We start from the raw sequence: 22,406 nt of genomic DNA on the forward strand, positions 1-22,406 counted from the left end.
CTACTACGAGGGCTCGGCGTACATCGACGACATCCGCCTGTACGTCCCCGAGAACCGGCCCCGGGCATGAGCGGCGCCCGCCTCACCGCACAGGCGTGTCCCCGTTCTCTGCGGGGAACTCTTCGGTGCCGAGGACCCGCAGCAGGTCCAGCCGTTCGCGGGTCTCGGCGTCGGCCGGGGTCAGCACCAGCAGCCGCTGGGCCTGGTCGGGAGTGACCAGGGTCTCGCAGTCCAGCACCAGGGTCCCCACCCGCGGGTGCAGCAGGGTCTTGCGGTCCGCGCGCCGAACCGCGACCTCGTGCTCGGCCCACAGCCCGCGGAACTCCGCGCTCGCGGCCCGCAGGCGGCCGACGAGCCCCGCGACCGTGGGGTCGCCGGCCCGCCGGCCGGCGACCGCGCGCAGGTCGGCCACGAGCTCACGGGAGTAGTGATCACGGTCCTCGGGCGGGGAGACGGCGCGGGCGGCGGGGTCGGTGAACCAGCGGTACACGACGTACCGCCGGTCTCCGGAGAAGCCGGAGTGGTCGCCCATCAGCAGGACGGCCGCCCGGTTCTGGGCGAGGACCTCCCCCAGGTCGGACAGCACCAGGGCGGGGGTGCCGCCGAGCAGGTCGAGCATGCGCATCAGCCCTGCCCGGGCCAGGCGGGCCACCGCGTCGCTGGGCGGCGGCCGGTGACCGGCCAGGTGGAACAGGTGATCGCGCTCGTCGTCGGACAGACGCAACGCCCTGGCCAGCGCGCCCAGCAGCTGCGGGGACGGCTGGCTGCTGCGGCCCTGCTCCAGGCGCACGACGTAGTCCACCGACATGCCGGCGAGCATCGCCACCTCTTCCCGGCGCAGGCCGGCGGTCCGGCGCCGCGGGCCGTCGGGCAGGCCCACCTCGGCCGGACGGATCGCCTCACGGCGGCGGCGCAGGAAGTCGGCGAGCAGGTCACGCTGCATGCCTCCATCCTGCCTCGCGGGTGAGGGTCCAGACAGGGAGCGGCTCTCCCATGATGAACGCTCCGCTTTCGCACGAGCCTGCGCGGGCACAGGGTGGAGACGGCATCGAGAACGAGGAGAACATGATGCAGATACGAACCCTGGGCAGGACCGGGCCGGCCGTTTCCGCGCTGGGCCTGGGCGCGATGGGCATGTCGGGGGCCTATGGCGCGGCCGACCGCGCGGAGAGCATCGCCACCGTCCATGCCGCGCTGGACGCGGGCGTCACCTTGATCGACACCGGCGACTTCTACGGCATGGGCCACAACGAACTGCTGCTCGCCGAGGCGCTGCGCGGCCGGAATCGTGACGACTACGTGCTGAGCGTCAAGTTCGGCATGCTGCGCGGTCCGGGTCCGCACTTCGGCGGGCAGGACGGCCGTCCCGAGGCGGTGCGCAACTTCCTGGCCTACTCGCTGACCCGGCTGGGCGTCGATCACATCGACATCTACCGTCCCGCCCGGCTGGACCCGGCGGTGCCGATCGAGGAGACGGTGGGCGCGATCAAGGAGATGGTCGAGGCCGGATACGTGCGGCACATCGGCCTCTCGGAGGTGGACGCGGCCACGATCCGCCGCGCGCACGCCGTGCACCCGATCGCCGACCTCCAGATCGAGTACTCGCTGATCTCCCGGGCGGTGGAGGCCGAGGTGCTGCCGACGCTCCGGGATCTCGGCATCGGGCTGACCGCCTACGGCGTTCTGGGCCGCGGCCTGATCTCCGGGCACTGGACCCCCGACCGCGCCGCCGCCCCCGGCGACGCCCGCGCCTCCAGCCCGCGGTTCTCCAGCGGGAACGTGGAGCACAACCTCGCCCTCGTGGAGGCGCTGCGCCGGGTCGCCGAGGCCAAGGGGTGCTCCGTCGCCCAGCTCGTCATCGCCTGGGTGGCCGCGCAGGGGGAGGACGTGGTGCCGCTGGTCGGCGCCCGTACCCGCCAGCGGCTCGACGAGGCGCTGCCCGCGATCGACCTGGAGCTCACCGCCGACGACCTCGCCGAGATCGAGAAGGCGGTGCCGCCGGGCTCGGCACGCGGCGACCGGTACCCGCCCGCGTTCATGTCGGGCCTCGGCGTGGGGAACTGAGCCCGCCGGGTCAGCGTTGCCGGTCGAGACCGGACTGGGCCCTGATCGTGTCCGTGCCGATGTCGAGGCTCTTGTACTCGCGGCGGCGATAGGCGTGGATGCGCTCCACGTCGTAGCCCGGGTCCCGCGCCAGCCGGACGATCTCCTTCTGGATCGGCTTCGGCGGGAGCCGCTCCGGCACCGGAGCGCCGCCGAAGGCGCGGGGTCCGTCATCGCGCTGATGGACGACGCGTCCGCGGTGGCCGGTGCCCGTGCCGTCCGGGCCGGTGCGCGCTCCGTGCCGCCGCGGGACGTTCCGGACGCGGCGCTGCGGCGCACGGTGGCCGCGACGATCGACGGTCAGGCGGTGCTGCCCGCGGCCGGCCGATGTCGCCGAGGTCGCCGCCGGCTCTCGCGTACGGGCAATCGAGACGCGCCGGATGATCGACGGCATGGCCGACGAAGGACACCGCCCGTTTTCCCGGTCGCCGTTAGCATTGCGCGCTATGACCGACAGGAACGTTCGGCGGCATGCCGCGCGGATGGTGGACCGGCTGGAGCCCGGCGAGCCTCTGGTCAAGGTCGAGTCGGTGACCGGCCCGATCAAGGATGGCGCCGTGCCGGACGGCCCGGTCACCGGGGCCGCGGACACCATCGCCAAGCGGTTCCGGAACGAGGTCCAGAAAGAGCTGCCCTGGCTGCTGTGCGTCACCGACCGCCGGCTCCTGTTCACCTGGCTCACGGCGCGTCCCATCGACCAGGCGGTGCCTCTGGACGAGGTGCTCGGCCTGGAGCGGATCGGGCGCCGGGGCACGCGGCGTCCGGCCGGGGCCAAGGTGGGGCGGTGCCGGTGATCCTTCTCGTGGTGGGCGCTTGTCCGACCCCGGCCGGTCCCCCGATGGCGTCGCGGAGCCAGGCGGCAAAAGATCGTGTTTTGCCGATTTTGCGGGGCTTCGCCGGCCGCCGGTCGGTAACCTCGCCCTATCCTTCCCAGCACCCGCGGACACCCCGGACGAAAGGCCCGTCGTGACCGGCGACTCCCCCTCCACCGAGCAGGCAAGCCAGCAACCGAAGCTCGACATCACCGTGCCGCACACCGCCCGGGTCTGGAACTACTGGCTGGGCGGCAAGGACAACTACGACGCCGACCGGCGGCTGGGCGACCAGATCCAGGCCCTCATCCCCGACATCGTCACCTCGGCACGCGCCGACCGCGAGTTCCTCGGACGCGCGGTGACCCATCTGGTCGGCGAGGCCGGCATCCGGCAGCTCCTGGACCTGGGAACGGGCCTCCCCACCGCCGCCAACACCCACCAGGTCGCCCAGGAGATCGCCCCGGACTGCCGCGTCGTGTACGTGGACAACGACCCGCTCGTGCTGGTGCATGCGAAGGCCCTGCTGACCAGCAGCCCCGAGGGCGCCACCGACTACATCGAGGCCGACGTCCGCGACCCGGGCACGGTGCTGGCGGGCGCGGCCGAAACGCTGGACTTCACCCGGCCGGTCGCGATCATGATGCTGGGGATCCTGAACTTCATCGTCGACGACGACCAGGCGCACGACGTCGTCCGGCGGTTCCTCGACGCCGTCCCGCCGGGCAGCCACCTGGCGATCGCCCACCCGACCGGTGAGGTCAACGGGGATGCCGCCCAGCGCGCGGTGGACATGAGCAACGAGGCCGGGGTCGCCCCCATGTGCCTGCGCAGCCGGGAGCAGCTCGCCGGCTTCTTCGAGGGGCTGGAACTGCTGGAGCCCGGCGTGGTGTCGTGCTCGCGGTGGCGTCCCGCGGTCACCGAGGCCGGCGGCGGGCTGCCGCCGGAGGTGTACCAGTTCTGCGCCGTCGGCAGGAAGCCCTGACGGCGCGCCGCCGGGGCCATCGGCGGCATGCCCGGAAAAGGGGCGCTGCGAATTCGAGCCGATCGCCTCTTCAAGGAATTCCTCCCACAGGCGAGATGGACGACGACGACGATCGGGCCATCGACGCCGAAAACGCCGGTGAGAGAATCAAATAAAGGCATGACCCGCACCCCTTTAAGGGACATATCTGATCTTTTCGTGAGTCAAGTTCTTTACGCGATGTTGATCATGGTCTGACTATGTGAATCGTTCACTCGGGCACGCCCCCTTTTGTTCGTGGAAGACCACGACCCGACAGGAGGAACCCAGAAGTGCGATTCATCGGAACGGCGATGATCACGGCCGGAATGGGCCTTGCCGCCCTTGGCGTGGCCGGCCCCGCGTCGGCGGCTCAGCAGCAGCCCATGGACGGGATGAGCAAGCCGACGAGCTGCCGCTACGAGGTCACGGCCAGCGCGTTGCACGTGCGCGAGAGGCCGCAGGGCAAGATCCTCGGCAGCCTGCCCCGTGGCAGGAAGTTCACCGGTAGCTGCAAGACCACCAGGGGCTACGTCCAGATCTTCAGCGTCACGCCCAGCAAGTTCAACCACAAGTGGGTGTACGGGCGCTACGTCAAGAGGATCCCGCACGGCGGCATCCCGGCCGGTGCCGGTGGCGCCTCCGTGTCGCCGGACTACCTGATGGCCGGCGCCGGGCTCGGCGCGATCGCCCTCGGCGGCGGGCTGGTGCTCACGCGGCGTCGCCGGGTCTCGGCGGACAGCTGAGCGCATGATCCGGCACAGGCGCGGCGGCCACCTCCGTTACCTGCAATGGGGAGTGGCCGCCGCCCTCATCCTCGGCGGCGGCCATCTGTTCGTCGAAGGGCTGCGTACCAGCGCGCCGCCACGGCCGCCGGCGGCGGGGGCGGTGGCCACCGCCCCCGCGCCGGGGCCGGCCCCGACCCAGGCGCTGCTGCGATCGGCTCCGAAACGGATCGAGATCCCCCGCATCAAGGTGCGCGCTCGCGTGACCGGGCTCGGGCTCAACCGCGACGGGACGCTGGCCGTCCCGCCGCTGAGCCGGGTCGACGAGGCGGGCTGGTACAAGGAGGGGCCCTCACCCGGCGAGCCCGGTCCCGCCGTGATCGTCGGCCATGTCGACTCGCGCACCGAGGCCGGCGTGTTCTACAGGCTCGGCGCTCTGCGGCCGGGGGCGCTCGTCCGGGTGCGCCGCGAGGACGGCACCAGCCCGCGGTTCAAGGTCTACCGGATCGAGAGCCGGCCGAAGGACGACTTCCCCACCGACCGCGTGTACGGGGGCACGACGCGGCCGGAGATCCGCCTGATCACGTGCGGCGGGCGGTTCGACGGCGACCGCGGTCACTACACCGAGAACGTCATCGTCTACGGGTACCTGGTCTGACCGCGTTCGCGGCGGACCCGCCGGTCAGCTCCTCAGGAACGCCAGCAGGTCCTTGTTGAACATCTCCTTGTAGCCCGGGACCAGGGTCAGGCCGTGCGGGCCGTCCTCGTACACCTTCAGGGTGGCGTCGGGAATGATCTGGATGGCCTTGCGGGAGGTGCCGTCGATCGGGACGATCTGGTCGTCGTCGCCGTGCACCAGCAGCGTCGGGATGTCGAACGCGCGCAGGTCGTCGTGGAAGGCCGTCCGGGAGAAGGCGTCCACGCACTTCACGCCCGCCTGGATGCTCTCCTGCATCCCCATGCGCCAGAACGCGTAGCGGTTCCCCTGGGTGACGCGGTTGTCGGGGCGGTTGGCGCCGAAGAACGGCTCGGAGGCGTCCATCCAGTACTGGGAGCGTTCCCCGAGGATGCCCCGCTTGATGTCCTCGAAGACCTTCTCCGGTACGCCCTCCGGGTTGTCCGGGCCCTTGATCATGAGCGGCGGGATGGCGCCGACCATGACCGCCTTGCGCACCCGGGACGTGCCGTGCCTGCCGATGTAGCGGGCCAGCTCGCCGCCGCCCATCGAGTGCGCGACCAGCGTGAGGTTCCGCAGGTCCAGCGTGCTGATCAGGTCGTTGAGGTCGTCGGCGAACGTGTCGAAGTCGTAGCCGTCCCAGGGCTGGCTCGAACGGCCGTGGCCGCGCCGGTCGTGGGCGATGCCCCGGAATCCCGTGTCGGCGACGCACTTCATCTGGTCGTCCCACGCGTCGGCGTTCAGGGGCCACCCGTGCATGAAGAGGACGGGGTCCCCCTGGCCCCAGTCCTTGTAGTAGATCTCCTGATTATCACGCGTGGTGATGAACGGCATCGATTCCCCCGATGTGCTTTTCGTGGTCGTCGTACCGCACCGCTATACCCGGACCGACCACACAAAATAGACAAGCCGGGGTCGCTCAATCTTTACCCGAACACCAGACACCGCTTACCGGACGCCGCACACCGGAAACCGCAACCGCGGCGCGGGGATGAGGCTTCGCCGTTATCGCCTCATCCCCGCCACCTGATCGGCCGCGCGCCTCCGCTCGGCGACCGCGGCCGCGCTCAGGCCCAGGGGCGCGGGAAGGTGTCGCCGTCCAGGCGGTCGCCGGGCGTGAGGCCGAGGTCGTCGGTCACCGGGTGGCCGGCGCCCGAGTAGGTGGTCTCGGCGTCGATGTAGATGGTGACGTGCGCGAGCCGGGCCGTCCCGGTCCGGTTGGGCAGCGCCATGTGGCCGGTGTAGCCACTGTGGAAGGTGCAGTCCCCGGCCCGGAGCGGGAGGGTGACGCGGGGCGCCCACCGCAGGGACGGGTCGGCCTCGAACAGGTCCTCCGAGTCGTGCAGGTCCTGCGGGCGCAGGTCGGTCCGGTTCTGGGTGCCGGGCAGGAAGGTCATGCATCCCCGTTCCGGCGGGACGTCGACCAGGGCGATCCACGCCGACAGGGCCAGGCGGTCGCCGGCGTGCGGCCAGTACGGGCGGTCCTGGTGGAACTCCGTGGCCGCGTTGCTGTGCGGCTCCTTGACCAGCATCTGGTCGTGCCACAGCCGCAGCGGGAACCCGGCGAGCTGCTCCGCGATCCGGCCGAGCCGCGGGCTCAGCGTGAGCTCGCGCAGCACCGGGTCGCGCCGCCAGACGTTGACGAGCTGGCTGAACACGGCGCCGGTCTCCAGGCTCTCGGAGCGATGGGCCTCCAGGTAGCCCTCGGCGGCCGTTCTGAACCGCTCGACCCCGGCCTCGTCCAGGACCCCGCGGATTCGGACGAAGCCGTTCTCGCGGTAGGCCGCCACCAGTTCCTCCGAGACCCGGCCTTCGGCGTCCACATCGGTGATCATCGTGTCGCTCATCATGGGAAACCTCCTCGATCGGTGTGCGTCCAGCCTCACCGAGAGGCACCGCCACGGGCTAGGCCGATTCCGGCGAGCAGTCGTACGATCCCGACATGGTGACCACCCTGCACGAGCAGGCGCTGTTCGCCGACGGACCCATCTGGGGCGGGCGGCACCGCCTGACCGCCGGCGTCGAGCCGCACACCCACGACTTCCTGGAGATCGCGATCGTCGGGCCGGGCGGCGGGCGCCACGTCACCAGCGCGGGCGAGCGCCCGCTGCGGCACGGGGACGCGATCGTGGTGCGTCCCGGGGCCTGGCACGCGTTCCGGGACTGCGCCGACCTCACCGTCGCGAACTGCTGCCTGTCGGAGCACGCCCTGCGCGCCGAGCTCTACCAGTTGCCGGCGCTGCGCAGGCTGCTGTGGACGGACCCGGTGGCGTCGGGGGCCCGGGGCGTGGCGGTCCGATCCCTCGACCCTCCGGACGCGGACGAGGCGATCGCGCAGATCGAACTGCTCGAACGCGACCTGGAATCCGGCCGCCGCCCCGGCAGGACGCTCGGCCGCCTGATCACCGTGCTGGGAATCCTGACCGACGGCACCGACCGCGGCGGTCCCGAGGACGCCGGTCTGGAGGCGGCGGTCCATCCCGCCGTGGCCGCGACCATCGCCCGTCTCGAAGCGGCGCCCTCGGCCCCGTGGCGGCTGGACGAGCTGGCGGAGGCCGTCAACCTGGACCCCGCCTATCTGGGACGGCTGTTCCGGCGGTACCTCGGCCTCTCGCCGCTCGGCTTCCTGGCCCGGGTGCGGGCCGAGCGGGCGGCGTCGCTGCTGGTGAACTCGGCGCTGCCGGTCGCGCGGATCGGGGCGAGCGTCGGCTGGGACGACCCGACGTACTTCGCCCGGCGTTTCCGGAGCCTGGTCGGGCTGACCCCCACCGAGTACAGGCGGCGCAACAGGTCCGGCCCGGCGGGGCCGTAAAGCGCGCCCGCGTTCGGCCGTTCCCTTCGCGTTTTGGCACGATCCGGCCGTTTCACGAATACCCGCAGCACAAGAGAAACATCCGATTTACCCGCGAAGCGGACCACGATGTCGATCATCGAATGACGCGGGATGGCCGGTTCTTGCCTTTTCTCCGGCGTGGTCGTGCTCCGATGGCCTCCGGGCCGTAATCTTCTGCCAGGGCACACGGGGGTCCCATGGTGAAGCTGAGCGTCGAAGAACAACGGCGGCTTCTCGACGTCCTTCTGGAAATCGAGGAACTGTCCAGCGGCGAAGGACGCAGGAGCATGCTCGCGATCGCCGGGCTCGGGCGTCTCGCGCGGCACATCAGGCTGGAGGGGTCGGCCTACCTGTCGATCGGGCACATCGTCACCTACCTGGCCGGTTACGGGCGCGACGAGCGCGGCCAGGAGGTGCTGGGCCTGTTCCTCAACGCGGTGAAGCCGGTGGCCGGGCCGGAGCGGCAGCGGGTGCTGAGCGAGCTGATGACACGGCACGCGATGATGACGCCGGTCGCCGACCTCCCGCCGGTCGGGGACTGGCGGGGCGGCGCGGCCCCGGCCCCGCCACCCGAGAAGATCATCGTCGCGAACACGCTCCGGCCGATCGCGTTCCTCGCGCACGCGCTGGAGGTGGCCCGCCCGGTCGCGCTCGTCACGGTCGACGGCGGCGGCCGCACGATGCTCGGCACGGGGTTCCTCGTCGCGCCCGACCTCATGGTGACCTGCGCGCACGTGGTGCCCTCGCCGGAGGCCCTGGCGGGGACGACCGTCTGCTTCAACCACGAGGACGACAGGTTCGGCAACGCCCTGGAGAGGTCCGAGTACACGCCGGCCCCCGGCGGGCTCTTCCACGCCGACCGCCGGCTCGACTTCGCGATCTTCGAGCTGCGGGGCTCGCCCGGCGAGCGCTGGGGATGGCTGGCCTGGGAGGAGCCCCGGATCGCGGCCGGCGAGCGGGTGAACATCATCCAGCACCCGGGCGGCCGTCCCAAGCAGATCGCGATGCAGAGCAACTTCGTCGAGTACGTCGGCGGCGACGTGGTGCAGTACGTGACGGCCACCCTCCCGGGATCGTCGGGGTCGCCCGTCTTCAACGACTCCTGGCAGGTGTGCGCGGTGCACCGGGCCGGCGGCGACCTGGTCGACCCCGCCACCGGCGAGTTCACCTACAGGAACGAAGGGGTCCTGATGTCGAGCGTCCTCCGAGCGCTTCCCTCCCCCGCCCGTGACCGCCTGAACGCCGCCCCGACGCTCACGTGAGCGAGCACGCGGAGCACTTGAGGCATCTCACGGAGCTGCTGGGCTCGCTGCCCGGCATGCTCGACAGGGACGCGCGCACCCACCTGATCGGCGTGCTGCGCGCCTCCGGGACGCGTTTCGACCCGGTCCGCGGCGGCACCGACGAGAGCGACATCGCGGCCATCGCCGAGTACGCCGCGTCCCGTCCCGGGCTGCTGCACGAGCTTCTCGAGGCGATGTCCACGGACCATCGCGGCTCGGAGCACCACCACGCCGCGATGCGGTACTGCCAGGAGGTGCTGCCGTCGCAGTGGTTCACGCTCTGGCAGCGCGACACCCTGATCGACCTGCTGCGCCGCACGCTGGAGCGGGATCAGGCCCCGTGGCGCTCGGTGGAGCGGCTGTACCGGGCCGCGCTCTCCCGCCCCGGGGCGGGCACCGGCGCGCCGCACGACGCGGACGGCCTGATCCGTGCGCTGGAGCTGCTCCCCGTCCCCCGCTCGGACGGCCGGGAGCGGCTGCATCCCCTGCTGTCCTTGCTGTGCCTGCTCGACGAGCGGTACGGGGAGCTGACGCTGGTCACCACGTCGGCGGATCTGCCGGTGAAGCGCTTGGCCCGGGAGATCGCCGATCTCATGGGCGGCGACCAGCCCCTGCTGCTGTTGCGGCGCCGCCGCGACGGTCACGACGCCGCCGCGCGCGCTCCGGCCCGTCCCACGCTGGTGGTACGGCTCGCGCCCAAGGGCACCGATCAGCGGCGGTTCCTGCTGGACACCTGGTTCATGTGGGACGAGGACGGCGGCGCCCGCTGCACCCGGCTCGACCCCGCGGCGGCCGACCTCGACGCCGCCACGGCCACCGGCGACGACGCCCAGGAGGCGCTGAGCCTGGAGCGTGTCCGGGAACTGGTGCCCCACCTGCTGGAACAGGCGCTGGAACACAAGCACCAGAACCAGATCTCCGCCTCCGACCAGCTGGTCATCGAGTTCATCCTGCCGCGCGGCCTCATGGCCGAGGACGTGCACCTGTGGCTCGGCGACACCGACCAGCACGACTCCTTCCTCGGCCTCGACTATCCCGTGGTGGTGCGCGATCTGGTCAGGCAGCGTTCCTGGCGGCTGCTGGACAAGGCCCGCGCGCGCTGGGAGGCGATCGCCGAGGGCCGTCACACCGCGGGCGTGCCGCACCGCTGGGTCGGCTGCGCCGAGACCGAGGCGCATCGGCACGAGCTGCGGCGGGACCTGTTGCTGCATCGCGACTGGGTGTCGGTGGGGCTCTGCTCGCCCGCCCCGGGTGACCGCTCGTCCCTGCGGACCGCGCTGGACGAGGGCGTTCCCATCGCGGTGTGGCGCACGGCGGGCTGCACCGCGCGCGTCCACGGCACGGATGGGGCCCGCGACACCTCCGTGGACCCGTCCCAGAACGGGCTGTGCGAAGGCGCGCGGTTCCGGCTTGAGCTCACCACGTGCCTCGACGGCACGCGGCTGGACGACCTGCAAATGACCCTGTACGAGAAACGCAAGGTCGCGCTGCTCGCGGACAAGCCCCTGCGGCATCTGGCGGTGCTCTGGGACGACCCCACCCGAAGCCCGCCGCGCGAGCGCCTCGGACGGGCGGCCCCCTAGGAGTGAGTGCAGTGAGCGACTGGCTGATCTATCGCGGCGATGGCGAGCCCCACGACGGCATCGGGCGCCTGCCACCGCCGCCGCCCTGGCGCAGGTTCGATCCCGTGCGCAGCCGTCTGGGCACGGAACGGGCCACCACCTACCGTGCCAGCACGGAGGAGATCGAACTGGTCAACGCGGCGCTGTATCTGCGCCGCCCGCTGCTGGTGACGGGCAAGCCCGGTACGGGCAAGTCGACCCTCGCCTACAGCGTCGCCCACGAGCTGCGGCTGGGCGACGTCCTGTACTGGCCGATCACCAGCAGGTCCACGCGCCAGGAGGGGCTCTACAAGTACGACGCGATCGCCCGCCTCCAGGACACCACGTTCTGGGAGCGGGCCGCCGGGGCGGGCGAGGCGCTGGACGCCCCGGACGCCGACCCGCGCGACATCGGCCGGTACTTGCGGCTCGGCGCGCTCGGCACGGCGTTCCTGCCCGGGAAGCAGCCACGGGTGCTGCTGATCGACGAGCTGGACAAGAGCGACATCGACCTGCCCAACGACCTGCTCACGCTGTTCGAGGAGGGCGAGTACGAGATCCCGGAGCTGATGCGGGCCGCCAAGCGGCAGCCCGAGGTGCGGGTGCTGACCCATGACGGGAGCGAGTACGCGACGATCACCGGGGGCAAGGTGCGCTGCGAGGCGTTCCCGCTGGTCATCATCACCAGCAACGAGGAGCGCGAGTTCCCGCCCGCGTTCCTGCGGCGCTGCCTGCAACTGCGGATCAAGCCGCCGGACCGGGAGCGGCTGACCGCGATCGTCCGCTCGCATCTGGGCGCGGAGCTGGCGGCCGAGGGCGAGTCGCTGATCGAGGACTTCGAGCGCCGCAGGGCCGACGGCGACCTGGCCACCGACCAGCTCCTCAACGCCATCTACCTGAACTACTACGGAAGCTGGCCGGACGGCAGGGACCGCCTGATCGAGATGGTGCTCCAGCATCTGCGGACGATGGACGGCTGACCATGACCCTGCCGCGCCTCGTCCAGTTGCTTCGGGATCTCGGTGCCGATCCCGGTGAGGACGATCTGCGCGACGTGCTCTGGCTGGCGCGGCACATCACCGTCCGGTCGCGGGAACCGGAGCCCGCGCCGCCCGCGCCACCGCCTGACCCGGTGAACTCGCGGGAACCGCGGGAGCCCGCGCCGCCATCGGAGCGCACCGGCGCGCCCGCCGCCCTGCCCGCCACTCCGCCCGCCGCTCTGTCCGCCGCCCTGTCCGCGCCCGCGGCCCTGCACCTTCCCCCGGAGCTGGACGCGGGACCGGTCCCTGCCAGCGCGACGCCCGTCCGGGCTCCCCTTCCCCCGGGGATCGCCCGTCCGCTGCCGCTGAGCCGGGCGCTGCGCCCGCTCAAGCGCACCGCGCCGTCCCGCACCGAGACCGTCCTGGACGAGGAGGCCACGGTCGGGCGGATCGCCGACGAGCGGATCTGGGCGCCCGTCCTGGTCCCGGCGCGGACCCGCTGGCTGGACCTGGCCCTGGTGATCGACGGGCACCGGTCCATGGAGCTGTGGCACCAGCTCGCCGGGGAGCTGCGCGCGCTGCTGGAGGAGACGGGCGCGTTCCGGGACGTGCGCACCTGGGTGATGGAGCGGCAACCCGGCGGGCAGGGCGCGCGAAGCGGGCTGGGCGTACGGCCGCGCTCACCCGGCACGGCCGCGCGGCGTCCCGGCGCGGTCTTCGACGGCCATGGGCGGCAGGCCGTCCTGGTGTTCAGCGACTGCACCGGGCCGGAATGGTCGTCGGGCGACGCGCACCGCATGCTGGCGGGCTGGGCGCGGCGCGGACCGGTCGCCATCTGCCAGCCGCTGCCTCAGCGCCTGTGGGAACGATGCGCCGCCCGCCCCGTCCCCGTACGGCTGCACGCGGGCGCGCCGGGGCTGCCCAACACCCGTCTGCGCTGGTCCGGTTTCGAGGCGCCCGCCCCGGAGAACGGCGCGTTCCCGGTGCCGGTGCTGGAGATCGAACCGGCCTGGCTGGGCTCGTGGGCCCGGTTGCTGACCGGCGCGGGCACCGGCGGCGTCGACGGCATGGCGGTGCTCGTCGACCCGGACGAGGGCGATCCCGACCCGTGGCCGCCCGACGAGGACGACTCCGCGCTCGCGCCCGCCGAACGGGTCGCCAGGTTCCAGGCCACCGCGTCGCCGGGCGCCTTCCGCCTGGCGACCTGCCTGGCCGCGGCCCCGGTCAGCCTGCCGGTGGTCCGCCTGGTGCACGAGGCGATGGCGCCCGTGCCGCGTGGCTCGCAGATCGCCGAGGTCATGCTCGGAGGGCTGCTGCGGCGGGTCGGGACGGCGCCGCCGGGGACCGCGCCCGACCAGGTCCGCTACGACTTCCTGCCGGGAGTGCGCGAGGAGCTGTGCAACGGGCTCTCGCTGCCCGAGGCGCTGCGGGTGCTGGAGGCGGTGTCGGCGCTGGTCGGCGCGCGCCTGGGACAGAACCGCGACTTCCGCGCGTTCATCGCCGGCGCCGGCATCGAGGGCGACTACCTCCTCCAGGACGAGAGCCTGCCGTTCGCCCATGTCGCCGAGCAGGTGCTGCGGCGCTTCGGCGGCCGGTACGCGCGCAAGGCCGACGAGCTCAAGGCGATGCTGGGCGAGAACGCCACCTCCGGCACCACCGCCCCGAGCCCGGCTCCGGCGCCGCGCGTCCCGTTCGCGGCCCGCCGCGCCCCGCACATCTGCCCGTACTGCTACGACCGGTTCGCCGAACGCGACATCAGGTTCCGCTGCACCGGCGAACCCCGCCCGGACGGGCGGGTGTGCGCGGCGCGGCTGGACGGGATCCAGTACGAGCGGACCGGTTACCGGCGCCCGCAGCCCCCCGTGTTCGGCGGGCGGGGCCGCGCCGAGCAGGCCGTGTGCCCCGACTGCGGCGGCACCACCCGCATCCGGGTGTGCCCGGCCTGCCACAGCACGCTGCCCCCGCGCTTCGCCAAGATGCCGAGCCGGCTCCTCGCCCTGGTGGGCCCGCGCGAGGCGGGCAAGACCGCGTACATGACGGTGCTGGTCCACGAGCTTCAGCACACCGTCTCGTCACTGCTGGACGCGACGCTGGTGGGCGCGGACGACACCACGCGGCAGCGGTTCCGCCGCTACTACGAGTGGCCGCTGTACCAGGAGGCGCGCCTCCCGGAGGTCACCAGGCCCTCGGGGCCGCAGGGCGTCTCGCCGCTGGTCTTCCAGTTCTCCCTGCCCCGGCGCGGGATCCTGCCGCGGCGCGGGGTGACCGAGACGCTGCTGTCGTTCTACGACACCGCCGGGGAGCACTTCGCCTCCGCCGAACGGCTCGACCGCGTCGCGCGCTATCTCCAGGGGGCGGACGGCGTCCTGCTGATGCTGGACCCGCTCCAGCTCGTCCAGGCACGGCTGCACGCCCAGCCGGGCACGCCGCTGCCCGCGCGGCCCCGGGACGCCGAGCAACCGATCACCGTGCTGAACCGGATCACCCGGACGCTGCTGGACGGCGGCGCGATCGTCGACAAACCGGTCGCGGTGGTCTTCTCCAAGATGGACGCGCTGGCGCACGGGTTCCCGGCGTCCAGCCCCCTGCGGCAGCCGCCGGCCGGGTACCCGGCGTACGCCGAGGACGACGGCCGCGAGGTGCACGAGCAGGTGCGGGGCCTGCTGGACGACTGGGGCGCCGCCGGCATCGACACGATCATGTCGGAGCACTACCGCCGCTTCCGCTACTTCGGCGTGTCCGCCCTGGGCGGCCCGCCCACGCACGACAACAGGGTGGCGTCCGGTGTGCGTCCCCACCGGGTCACCGACCCGTTCCTCTGGCTGCTCAGCCAGTTCCGCATGATCCCCGCATGGCGTGACTGAGAGGACCCGGATGGCGTTGCGGCAGCTCTACTACACCTCGTGCGAACGGGGGCTCTCCGACTACGCGGGCTTCCAGTTCAACGCGGCCAGCCCCGGGATCTCGCCGGTCGCGATGCGGGAGGTGGAGCAGCTGACCGTCTACGAGGCCCCCACCGGCCTGATGTCCCCCGACGGGACGCTCCCGCTGGACGCCTACCCCGTCAACCTGCTGCACACCCGCGCCGAGCACGCCGAGCGGCCCGGCGCCACCCTCACCGCCCGCGTCGCGTTCACCGGCGTCGACTTCTCCAACCGTCCCGGCAACTACTTCGCGCACACGCTGATCAGCGACGACCCGCGCGCCGACTTCGCGGGCACGCTGCCCATCGAGCTGTGGGAGTCGCCGGTGTGGCGGTCGGCACCCGTGCGCGACCCCGTCCTGCCCGTCCTGCGGGACCCGCCGACGCGCGGCCCGCTGAACCGCGCGTCGGTCATCGCCTGGCTGGACGCCGAGCCGCACGCCGCCCTGCTGCCCGCGCTGCTGTCGGCGGTGGACGAGTGCATGGCTGGCAACGGGCCTCCCGTCCTGGTGAACGGCGCCGGCAGCGCGGCGGTCGCGCACTGGGTCGCGGCGGTGTCGTACCTGCTGGGGGACGCGCTGGCGGCGGACCTGACCTTCTCCACCTACAGCCACAGCCCCGAGTACTGCGGCACCCACATGATCGGGACGGTCGGCCGGTCCGGCGGCCTCGCCCCCGGCGGCCTGCTCCTGTTCGACATGGCGGAAGGCGGTGAGCCCGGCGTGCGGCCGCATCCGGCGGCGACCCTGCTGGCCAGGGTGGGGATCGCCGCCGCCGGGGAGCTGTGGCGGGCGGCGCCCGAACTGCGCGCCGGAGCCGGCGGCTCGCTCGTCCAGTGGTTCCCCGCGCTGGCCGCCGCCGCGATGCGCGCGAAGGTGCCGCTGCTGGACGCCGAGCTGGACGCGGCGGTCGGCTGGCTCTGGGACGCCCGCGGCATGGCCGGGGACGCGACGCTGAGCGCGATGGTCGACGCGTCGCTCGCCCAGCCCCTCGCCCGTCTCGGGCAGGCGCGGCAGCGGCAGCTCATGGAGATCGCGCGCAAGCTCGACGGGGACCGCGCCGCCCACATCGAACGCCTGCTGCTCGACGACGCGCTCGAACGGCTCCGCGCGGGCCGCCTCCCGGGTGCGATCGTGCCGCTGCGCGACGCCGGGGGCCGCAGCCTCGCCGGGGAGGCGTGCGCGCGGTGGCTGCCGGACGCCGGCGCGGAGGCGGCGCTGGACCTGCTCGGCTGGGCCGCCGACGCCAACGCGCTCGTCCCGGGCGAGGTCGTGCGCGCCTGCGGGAACGGCGCGCTCACCTCCGCCGTGCTCTCCGGACGGCCGCCCGCGCGGCTGGAGGACGCGGCGCGCGCCTGGCCGGCGCTGCGCCGGGGACTGCTGGACGGGCTCGCCGCGCGCTCCACGGCGGAGCGGCGCGCCGCCTTCGCCGCGCTGCCGGTGCGGATGTTCGACCGGGACGACCTCGCCGATCGGCCCGCCCTCGAAGTCGACTGGCTGATCGAGCACGCCCGGCAGGGCGAGGGCGCCGCGGCGGACGTGCTGCCGCTGATCGCGCGGGTGTCCCGGCACAGCGTCACCGGTGAGCTGCTGACCCTGCTGTGGCCGGAGGGCCGCTGGCCGCCCGAGGACGCGGCCCGGCTGGTGGCGGCACTGCCGGGCGAGGCGTTCGGCGGCGGGCCGCTGGGCCGGTGGCTGGCCGCCGCCCTGCACGATCCGCCGGGTCCGGGCCGTCCCGACGAACCCTGGACGGACCTGCTGGAACAGATCATCACGGTGCGTCCGGCGCTGCCCGAGGCCGACCTGGCGAGCGCGGAGCGGATGCTGGAGATCGCCACCCGGCTGCGCCGCATCCACGCCTCGCCGATGCCGCCGCGGGAGGAGTCGCTGCTGGAGTTCTACGCCGCCCACGCCGAGGGCGGACCGGACCTGCGCACCTTCCTGGACCGCAGGCTGCCGGTGATCATCACCCGGTATCCGGCGAACACCACCTCGGTGGAGCGCTGCCCCGACCAGGTGTTCCACGCGCTGTGCGCGCACCTGCGCGAACGGCTGGCGACCGGACCGGCCGAGCGCGACCTGGCGGCCTGGACGTACCTGCTGATGAAGCACCTGATCAGGGAGAACGCCCGGTACCGCGCGCGGCTGCTGGAAAGCGAGGCGCTGGTGCCGGCCGTCCCGTCGTGGCCGCACCGCGAACTGCGCGCGGTGGCCGCCGTCGTCCAGGAGCGGGGCAGCGAGAACGACGCCCGCGCCTTCGAGCTGTGGGCCCGCACCAACCGGCCCGAGACGCCCGGCCGGCTCGGCCGCTTGTTCAGGCGTCCGTGAGGGGCGGGTGCCATGCTCGTCGTGCTCTCCGTCCTCCTCCAGGCCATCCCGGTGCTCCTCGCGGTCGTGTACCGGCTGGTGATCGGCATGTACCTGGGCGTCCACTCCTTCGGCACCGCGTACGGGCGAGCGCTGGTCGAGGCGCTCGTGACCGATCCCGTCCCGGCGGTGCGGGCCGAGCCGGAGCGGGAAGAGGCGGAGCGGGAAGAGACGGGGGCGGCCGAAGGGCCCGTCCCGGTCGCTCAGGGGAGACCGGCCGACGATCGCGGCGTGGCCGTGCCCGGGTACTTCTCCGGGCCGGTCCGCGCGGACCTGCGCCGCGCCGCCCGGCTCGCCGTGCGCCGGTACCGGAAGGCGACTCTGGACCGGTTCGTCGACCTGGTGCAGCGGCACAGCGGCCTCGACGCCCTCCTGGTGTGGATACTGGTGGGGGCGGAGCTCGTCGGCCTCACGCTGGGCGGCCTCGCCGGCACCGTCATCTTTCTCGTCACCGGGCTCGGGCATGCGGTCGCGGTCGTGGCCGTGCTCCTGGTCGCCGTCCCGGCGGCGTGGGCGATACGCGCACTGGACACCGTCGTGCGCCTCATCTCCGGCAAGCACAGACCGCTGTGCGGCACCTGCCAGAAGGCGGCGCCGCTGCCCATCTACCGATGCCCCGGCTGCGGCGCTGCCCACCATGACACCCGGCCCGGCACGTACGGGGTCCTGCGGCGTCACTGCTCCTGCGGCACCGCGCTGCCCACGCTCGTGATCCGGTCGGGCGGACTGGACGCGTACTGCCCGTCCTGCGGTCAGCCCCTGCCGCGCGGCGCGGGCGCCACCCCGGAGATCGTGGTGGCCTTCACCGGCAGCGTCGGCACCGGCAAGACCAGGCTCATGCGCGCCATCACCCGAAGCCTGCGCGAGATCGCCGAGGACGCGGACGACACGGTGGAGGCGATCGACGGCACCGGCGAGCGGCTGGCCGCGATCGACGCGCGGCTGGAGGCCGCCGGCGACACCGCGCCCACGCCGCCCGCCGTGAGGCCGCAGGGCTACCGGCTGCGGCTGCGGCTGAACACCGGCCCGCAACGGCTGTTCTACCTCTTCGACCCTCCGGGCGAGCTCACCTACGACTCGGTGCGCGGGCGGGACCAGAAGTACCTGGCCGACACCGACGTCCTGGTGCTGGCGATCGACCCGCTGGCGGTGGAGCGGTTCTGGGCCGGGCTGCCGCCCCGGGACCGGCAGCGCCTCGACCGGCAACGCTCCGACCCGCGCGCCGAGGGGCTGGCCTTCGAGACCACCTTCACCTGCCTGCGCCAGATGGGCGCGCGTCTCAAGAGGATCTCCCTGGCCGTGGTGGTGACCAAGGCGGACCTGCTGGCGAGCACCGGCGTCGCCGGCCGGATGCCGGACGCGGAGCATGTGCGCGACTGGCTCTGCGACCCCGACGGCCTGGGGCTCGGGAACACGGCCAGGCTCGCGGAGCAGTACTTCGGCGAGGTCGCCTACTTCAGCACCGCCGCCGTGGACGGCGAGGCCGGGACGGACCCGAGCGTCCGGCGCCTGACCCGCTGGATGTTGGAGCGCCAGGGCATCCTCTACACCCAGGAATCCCATGCGTGACAAGCCCTACGCCCCTGCCCGGCTGCTCGTCCTGGTCCTGAGCCTGACGATCGCCGTGGCCGCGCTCGCGCTGCTGCTCCGCCTCTGCTCCCCGCTCCCCTAGCCGTCCGGCGCGCGTGGCACCGCGTCCGGCACGGGCCTTCAGGAGCGGGGACTGATCGTGAGGGCCGTGCGGTCTCCCTTGGACTCGCCGAGGTCGATGCGGATCCCGCCGGTCTGGATGTTGCCGCCGCCGCTGATGGACGAGGTGAAGCCCGTGGTCGTGTTGGTGACCGAGAAACGCTCGCCCGCGCTGAGGACGAGCAGCGGGCCGGTGTCGAACTTCTTGTCGAAGCGCAGCTCGTCGCCCCGTTTGACGACGACCTCGCAGGTGCCGTCGCGGCAGGCGTCCAGGTTCCGGCCGTCCGCGGCGTCGTCGAGGGACGCCAGGGTGGGCGACGGTGACGGCTGGGGAGCGGTGCTGGTCGCCGGGGCGGCCTTGGGAGTGGTCGGTGCGGGCGGGGGCGCCGCCGACTCGTCGCCTCCACAGGCTGCGGTGAGCAGGAGGACGGGGAGCAGGGCGGTGGCGTAGAGGCCCTTGGGGGTAACGATCACGGGACGACTTTACTCGCCTACTGTACGTGTTGTCCCAAATCCGCGGCGACTCGCGCCGGGAGCCTCCCGTCCTCGCCGGGAGACCGGTCACCCGGCCGGAGGGGTGCTCGTCCAGGTGAAGTCGGCGGCGATGGGGAAGTGGTCGGACAGCATGCGGCCACGGTCGTCCCGGAAACCGGAGTCGAGGTTGGCGTAGCGGGTGGCGTCGAGCGTCACCCCCGTGCCGCTCCTGTAGAGGATCTTGTCGACCACCTCGCACTCGACGCCCGGGTCCGTTCCCGGGCAGCCGAGGTCGGGCGTGCCCGGCGCGGGCGCGACACCGCCGCGGACGAGCCGTACCCACACGTCGGTCAGCCCGTTGTCGGCGGCGAACTGGGCGATCCTGTCGCCCGTCCGGGTGTACCGGGTGTTGGTGTCGCCCATGACCAGCACGGCGTTCCCCGCCGAATGGGCGCGGATGTAGGACGTCAGCTGGGCGAGGTTGCCACGGCGCGCCCACTCGTCGCCCGCCGTGTCCCCCGCGTCGGCGTGCAGGTTGTAGACGTCCAGGTGCACGCCCTCGGCAAGCCGTACGCGGAGGAAGGTGAAGCCCTTGGGGGTCAGGCAGTCGGCCTGGTTGATGAAGCAGCGGTCCCAGGTGATCCGGTCCAGGTCGCTGTAGGGCAGGTGCGACAGGGTGTTGAGCCCGCTGCCGAAGCCCGCGCCACCCGTGGTCGGCGTCCGGTACGCGTGGCCGTCGGCCGCGTACAGGTACGCGTGGTAGTTGAAGTCCTCCTGGACGTTGACGATGTCGAACGGCCCGATCCGCTGCCCGATGGCGGTGGTCGCGGGCGCCCGCGGCTTCGGCGCGCTCGACAGGAAGTCGGGGAGACCGGCGATGTTGTAGGTGAGCGCCCTGAAGGTCCCGGAGGCGAGGGCGCCCGCGTGGGCGGGAGACGTCCCGGCGAGGGGAACGACGGCGATCAGGGCGGCGAGGGCGGACAGGACGGCGAGGGCGAGAATGCGGGGACTCTGACGCACGGGGAGCTCCGAGCCCATCGGTGAGGCCCATCTGTGAGGAAGGTTCGGACTACGGCCGCAACGTAACCCGGCCCCCGGGCGCCGACAAGCGGCGGTCCCGCCGCCCGGTGAGGCCGCCGCCCGCCGCGGCGAGGCCCGGTGACCGCACCGCCGCGGACCGTGGGACGATCAGCGCATGACCGCCGACGCGCAGGCCATCCAGCCGAACACCTGGACGCCCCTCCTCGGCACGGACGTGGAGATCCTCATCGACGGCGTCGCGGGCGGCCTCCAGGTGGACGCCGAGGGGTACCGCAACGCCCACGGCGAGACGCTCGCCCAGTTCACCCTCGTGCTGAACACCGGCGAGAGGATCGCGATCCGCGCCCCCGCGCAGGCCGTGCTCTGGGTGGACCCGCCCGTGGACGACTCGTGACCTGACGCCTCGGCGCCTTCTCACCGCGGTTGGTCCGGTTCGTTCGCTAATGTTGCCGGATGACGGACATCTTCGATGACCTCGCCGCCGATTACGAGCAGCTCGACCGCGTTCTCGCCACGCTCACCCCCGCCCAGTGGGACAGCCCGTCGGCCGCCGAAGGATGGAGCGTCGCCGACGTGGTCCTGCACCTGGCGCAGTCGGAGGAGCTGGTCGCGGCCTCGATCGCCGGGGACGAGGAGGCGTTCGCGGCGGCGCTGCCGGGCAAGGTCGACGACTCGGCCGGCAGCCTGGTCGCGGCGCAACGCGGCATCTCCCCTGCCGACCTGCTGGCACGCTGGCGCGCGGTCGCCTTCCCCCTCCCGCAGGCGTTGCGCGCCCAGCCCAAGGGGACACGCCTGCGGTGGGTCACCAACCGCGTCTCCCCCGCGTCCCTGGCCACCACGCGCCTCGCCGAGAACTGGACCCACGCGCACGACATCACCGACGCGCTCGGCATCGCCTACCCCGACACCGCCCGGCTGCGTCACATCGCCTGGCTGGGCCACCGCACGCTGCCCTACGCGTTCGCAGCGGAAGGCATCGACGGCGGCCCGGTGTACTGCGAACTCACCGCCCCCGACGGCCGGACCTGGACGTTCGGTGACCCTGACTCGCCCTCCACCATCACCGGCTCCGCCGCCGAGTTCTGCCGCGTCGGGGCCCGCCGCCTTCCGGCGGCCGAGTCGGCGCTGAAGGCGACGGGGCCGCACGGACCTCAGGCGCTCGCCGTCCTCAGGAACTACGCCCTCTGAGGCGGAGAGGGTGCCGCACCGCGGCGGCCGCCGGTCAGGACTGCTTGAGCGGGGTGCCGTAGGTCTCGCCGAACGCGATCTGCTCGACCGGCAGCCGCGACAGCTTCGTCGGGAAGCCGCGCGCCGGGTAGCCGACCGCGATGTGCGCCGCGGTGATCACCCCGTCGGGGATGCCCAGCAGCTCCTTCACCTGCGGCTCGTAGTGGCAGAGCAGCGTGGTGACGGCGGTGGCGACGCCGTGCGAGCGCAGCGCCAGGCAGAAGCTCTGCGCGGTCGGGTAGATCGAGCCGCCGCCGACCACGCTGAGCCGGTCCAGCTCCAGGTCGGTGGGGTGCAGCCCGTCCAGCTCGGCGCAGAGGACGGCGATGGCCGGGACCTCGTGCAGGTGCTCGGCGAAGTGGTCGGCGTCGACGACCGCCTTCGGCAGCGCGCCGACCGCGACGTCACCGGACTCGATGCCCGCCAGGTACGCCTTCCAGGGCTCCAGGTACCAGTCGCGCAACCGCCGCTTCTTCTCCGGGTCGCGCACCACCACCCAGCGCACGGGCTGGCGGTTGCCGCCCTGCGGGGAGAACCGGGCCGCCTCGAAGGCGTCCAGCAGGATCTCGTCCGGCACCGGGGCGGTGTCGAAGTAGCGGCAGGTCCCCGTGGTCTTCAGGGCCTGGATGACGTCCATGAAACCTCCATGTGGGGGAAGCGGAGTGGGCCC

At 72.9% G+C, this 22,406-nt stretch carries 21 protein-coding genes; 14 read left to right on the forward strand and 7 right to left on the reverse strand.

Translation table 11 applies throughout. From position 1 onward, the window contains the following. Positions 1-82: 82 nt before the first annotated feature. The gene (locus ACGWYJ_RS21130) at positions 83-943 is read right to left on the reverse strand and encodes a helix-turn-helix transcriptional regulator (protein ID WP_395107930.1); all 861 of its coding nucleotides are present in this window, start codon (positions 941-943) and stop codon (positions 83-85) included. A gap of 125 nt (positions 944-1,068) precedes the next feature. Between ACGWYJ_RS21130 and ACGWYJ_RS21135 the strand changes: the two genes are divergently transcribed. Next, complete coding sequence (locus ACGWYJ_RS21135; protein ID WP_395107931.1) at positions 1,069-2,064, forward strand: aldo/keto reductase; 996 nt, start codon at positions 1,069-1,071, stop codon at positions 2,062-2,064. A 10-nt stretch (positions 2,065-2,074) separates the two neighbouring features. Here ACGWYJ_RS21135 and ACGWYJ_RS21140 read toward each other — a convergent pair whose 3' ends face one another. Next, positions 2,075-2,497, reverse strand: a complete 423-nt coding sequence (locus ACGWYJ_RS21140) for a hypothetical protein (protein ID WP_395107932.1) — start codon at positions 2,495-2,497, stop codon at positions 2,075-2,077. A 52-nt stretch (positions 2,498-2,549) separates the two neighbouring features. Here ACGWYJ_RS21140 and ACGWYJ_RS21145 point away from each other — a divergent pair, with 52 nt between their 5' ends. From ACGWYJ_RS21145 to ACGWYJ_RS21160, 4 genes are all read left to right on the forward strand, one after another. Beyond that, positions 2,550-2,897, forward strand: a complete 348-nt coding sequence (locus ACGWYJ_RS21145) for a hypothetical protein (RefSeq protein ID WP_395107934.1) — start codon at positions 2,550-2,552, stop codon at positions 2,895-2,897. Positions 2,898-3,069: 172 nt separating this feature from the next. Next, positions 3,070-3,900: an SAM-dependent methyltransferase gene (locus ACGWYJ_RS21150; RefSeq protein WP_395107935.1), complete on the forward strand. Its 831-nt coding sequence runs from the start codon at positions 3,070-3,072 to the stop codon at positions 3,898-3,900. A 311-nt stretch (positions 3,901-4,211) separates the two neighbouring features. Then, positions 4,212-4,664, forward strand: a complete 453-nt coding sequence (locus ACGWYJ_RS21155) for a hypothetical protein (RefSeq protein ID WP_395107936.1) — start codon at positions 4,212-4,214, stop codon at positions 4,662-4,664. A 4-nt stretch (positions 4,665-4,668) separates the two neighbouring features. Next, positions 4,669-5,301, forward strand: coding sequence for a class F sortase (locus ACGWYJ_RS21160; protein WP_395107937.1), 633 nt, complete (start codon positions 4,669-4,671; stop codon positions 5,299-5,301). Positions 5,302-5,325: 24 nt separating this feature from the next. Here the strand turns inward: ACGWYJ_RS21160 and ACGWYJ_RS21165 are convergent, their stop codons facing one another. Next, positions 5,326-6,153: an alpha/beta fold hydrolase gene (locus tag ACGWYJ_RS21165; RefSeq protein WP_395107938.1), complete on the reverse strand. Its 828-nt coding sequence runs from the start codon at positions 6,151-6,153 to the stop codon at positions 5,326-5,328. Between the two features lie 233 nt (positions 6,154-6,386). Further along, positions 6,387-7,169 (reverse strand): phytanoyl-CoA dioxygenase family protein, encoded by a 783-nt coding sequence (locus ACGWYJ_RS21170; protein WP_395107939.1) that lies wholly within the window; start codon positions 7,167-7,169, stop codon positions 6,387-6,389. 92 nt (positions 7,170-7,261) lie between these two features. On the opposite strand from ACGWYJ_RS21170, the gene ACGWYJ_RS21175 reads away from it, so the two are divergent. The 7 genes from ACGWYJ_RS21175 (at position 7,262) to ACGWYJ_RS21205 (ending at position 18,874) form a co-directional block, all read left to right on the forward strand. Continuing rightward, positions 7,262-8,131 (forward strand): AraC family transcriptional regulator, encoded by an 870-nt coding sequence (locus tag ACGWYJ_RS21175; protein WP_395107940.1) that lies wholly within the window; start codon positions 7,262-7,264, stop codon positions 8,129-8,131. Positions 8,132-8,349: 218 nt separating this feature from the next. After that, positions 8,350-9,414, forward strand: a complete 1,065-nt coding sequence (locus ACGWYJ_RS21180; protein ID WP_395107941.1) for a trypsin-like peptidase domain-containing protein — start codon at positions 8,350-8,352, stop codon at positions 9,412-9,414. A gap of 17 nt (positions 9,415-9,431) precedes the next feature. Beyond that, the gene (locus tag ACGWYJ_RS21185) at positions 9,432-11,018 is read left to right on the forward strand and encodes a hypothetical protein (RefSeq protein ID WP_395107942.1); all 1,587 of its coding nucleotides are present in this window, start codon (positions 9,432-9,434) and stop codon (positions 11,016-11,018) included. An 11-nt stretch (positions 11,019-11,029) separates the two neighbouring features. Continuing rightward, positions 11,030-12,016 carry an AAA family ATPase gene (locus ACGWYJ_RS21190; protein WP_395107943.1) on the forward strand — a complete coding sequence of 329 codons (987 nt, stop codon included), beginning with the start codon at positions 11,030-11,032 and terminating at the stop codon, positions 12,014-12,016. Between the two features lie 2 nt (positions 12,017-12,018). Beyond that, positions 12,019-14,880: an SAV_2336 N-terminal domain-related protein gene (locus tag ACGWYJ_RS21195; RefSeq protein ID WP_395107944.1), complete on the forward strand. Its 2,862-nt coding sequence runs from the start codon at positions 12,019-12,021 to the stop codon at positions 14,878-14,880. Continuing rightward, positions 14,873-17,266, forward strand: coding sequence for a GTPase-associated protein 1-related protein (locus tag ACGWYJ_RS21200; protein WP_395107945.1), 2,394 nt, complete (start codon positions 14,873-14,875; stop codon positions 17,264-17,266). The genes ACGWYJ_RS21195 and ACGWYJ_RS21200 overlap by 8 nt, the downstream gene beginning before the upstream one ends. 12 nt (positions 17,267-17,278) lie before the next feature. Then, a complete protein-coding gene (locus tag ACGWYJ_RS21205) occupies positions 17,279-18,874 on the forward strand; it encodes a hypothetical protein (RefSeq protein ID WP_395107946.1) in 1,596 nt (531 codons plus the stop codon). A gap of 141 nt (positions 18,875-19,015) precedes the next feature. On the opposite strand, the gene ACGWYJ_RS21210 is transcribed toward ACGWYJ_RS21205, so the two are convergent. Both ACGWYJ_RS21210 and ACGWYJ_RS21215 read right to left on the reverse strand, forming a co-directional pair. Further along, the gene (locus ACGWYJ_RS21210) at positions 19,016-19,468 is read right to left on the reverse strand and encodes a hypothetical protein (protein ID WP_395107947.1); all 453 of its coding nucleotides are present in this window, start codon (positions 19,466-19,468) and stop codon (positions 19,016-19,018) included. Between the two features lie 87 nt (positions 19,469-19,555). Then, positions 19,556-20,488 (reverse strand): endonuclease, encoded by a 933-nt coding sequence (locus ACGWYJ_RS21215; RefSeq protein ID WP_395107948.1) that lies wholly within the window; start codon positions 20,486-20,488, stop codon positions 19,556-19,558. A gap of 175 nt (positions 20,489-20,663) precedes the next feature. Here ACGWYJ_RS21215 and ACGWYJ_RS21220 point away from each other — a divergent pair, with 175 nt between their 5' ends. Both ACGWYJ_RS21220 and ACGWYJ_RS21225 read left to right on the forward strand, forming a co-directional pair. Further along, the gene (locus ACGWYJ_RS21220; protein WP_395107950.1) at positions 20,664-20,903 is read left to right on the forward strand and encodes a hypothetical protein; all 240 of its coding nucleotides are present in this window, start codon (positions 20,664-20,666) and stop codon (positions 20,901-20,903) included. 59 nt (positions 20,904-20,962) lie between these two features. Next, a complete protein-coding gene (locus ACGWYJ_RS21225; RefSeq protein WP_395107951.1) occupies positions 20,963-21,697 on the forward strand; it encodes a maleylpyruvate isomerase family mycothiol-dependent enzyme in 735 nt (244 codons plus the stop codon). Positions 21,698-21,731: 34 nt separating this feature from the next. Here ACGWYJ_RS21225 and ACGWYJ_RS21230 read toward each other — a convergent pair whose 3' ends face one another. Beyond that, positions 21,732-22,373, reverse strand: coding sequence for a nitroreductase family protein (locus ACGWYJ_RS21230; RefSeq protein ID WP_395107952.1), 642 nt, complete (start codon positions 22,371-22,373; stop codon positions 21,732-21,734). Between the last annotated feature and the right edge of the window lie 33 nt (positions 22,374-22,406).

The sequence above is a fragment of the Actinomadura sp. SCN-SB genome (assembly GCF_043906805.1).
Taxonomy (GTDB): domain Bacteria; phylum Actinomycetota; class Actinomycetes; order Streptosporangiales; family Streptosporangiaceae; genus Spirillospora.

Excerpts from the sequence above, each read along its gene's own strand:
- ACGWYJ_RS21140 (WP_395107932.1), bottom strand. The coding sequence starts at position 2,497 with ATGCCGTCGATCATCCGGCGCGTCTCGATTGCCCGTACGCGAGAGCCG.
- ACGWYJ_RS21195 (WP_395107944.1), top strand. The coding sequence starts at position 12,019 with ATGACCCTGCCGCGCCTCGTCCAGTTGCTTCGGGATCTCGGTGCCGAT.
- ACGWYJ_RS21170 (WP_395107939.1), bottom strand. The coding sequence starts at position 7,169 with ATGATGAGCGACACGATGATCACCGATGTGGACGCCGAAGGCCGGGTC.
- ACGWYJ_RS21220 (WP_395107950.1), top strand. The coding sequence starts at position 20,664 with ATGACCGCCGACGCGCAGGCCATCCAGCCGAACACCTGGACGCCCCTC.
- ACGWYJ_RS21175 (WP_395107940.1), top strand. The coding sequence starts at position 7,262 with ATGGTGACCACCCTGCACGAGCAGGCGCTGTTCGCCGACGGACCCATC.
- ACGWYJ_RS21205 (WP_395107946.1), top strand. The coding sequence starts at position 17,279 with ATGCTCGTCGTGCTCTCCGTCCTCCTCCAGGCCATCCCGGTGCTCCTC.
- ACGWYJ_RS21225 (WP_395107951.1), top strand. The coding sequence starts at position 20,963 with ATGACGGACATCTTCGATGACCTCGCCGCCGATTACGAGCAGCTCGAC.
- ACGWYJ_RS21145 (WP_395107934.1), top strand. The coding sequence starts at position 2,550 with ATGACCGACAGGAACGTTCGGCGGCATGCCGCGCGGATGGTGGACCGG.
- ACGWYJ_RS21180 (WP_395107941.1), top strand. The coding sequence starts at position 8,350 with ATGGTGAAGCTGAGCGTCGAAGAACAACGGCGGCTTCTCGACGTCCTT.
- ACGWYJ_RS21160 (WP_395107937.1), top strand. The coding sequence starts at position 4,669 with ATGATCCGGCACAGGCGCGGCGGCCACCTCCGTTACCTGCAATGGGGA.
- ACGWYJ_RS21130 (WP_395107930.1), bottom strand. The coding sequence starts at position 943 with ATGCAGCGTGACCTGCTCGCCGACTTCCTGCGCCGCCGCCGTGAGGCG.
- ACGWYJ_RS21165 (WP_395107938.1), bottom strand. The coding sequence starts at position 6,153 with ATGCCGTTCATCACCACGCGTGATAATCAGGAGATCTACTACAAGGAC.
- ACGWYJ_RS21135 (WP_395107931.1), top strand. The coding sequence starts at position 1,069 with ATGCAGATACGAACCCTGGGCAGGACCGGGCCGGCCGTTTCCGCGCTG.
- ACGWYJ_RS21230 (WP_395107952.1), bottom strand. The coding sequence starts at position 22,373 with ATGGACGTCATCCAGGCCCTGAAGACCACGGGGACCTGCCGCTACTTC.